We start from the raw sequence: 243 nt of genomic DNA, 5'->3' as shown, positions 1-243 counted from the left end.
CGCCACGACTGCATCACCGGCGCCACCGGCAACAACCTCAAGAACGTCAGCTTCGACCTGCCGGTCGGCCTGCTGACTTGCGTGACCGGGGTGTCCGGTTCGGGCAAATCGACGCTGGTCAACGACACGCTGTACCTGGCGGCGTCGCGCCACCTGTACGGTTCGCAGACCGAACCTGCAGAACATGAATCGATCAGCGGCCTGGAACATTTCCCCCCCCCCCCCCCCCCCCCCCCCCCCCCC

The 243-nt window shown here is 67.5% G+C and carries 1 protein-coding gene; it reads left to right on the top strand.

The window, feature by feature from the left end; translation table 11 throughout:
* A partial coding sequence (locus HLUSI_RS26910) for an ATP-binding cassette domain-containing protein (RefSeq protein WP_040503155.1) occupies positions 1 to 243 on the top strand: 243 nt, incomplete at both ends.

This window comes from Herbaspirillum lusitanum P6-12 (assembly GCF_000256565.1).
Taxonomy (GTDB): Bacteria; Pseudomonadota; Gammaproteobacteria; order Burkholderiales; family Burkholderiaceae_D; genus Herbaspirillum; species Herbaspirillum lusitanum.
The sequence above is the reverse complement of the archived record's forward strand: the minus strand, read 5'-3'. Positions and strand labels throughout refer to the sequence as shown.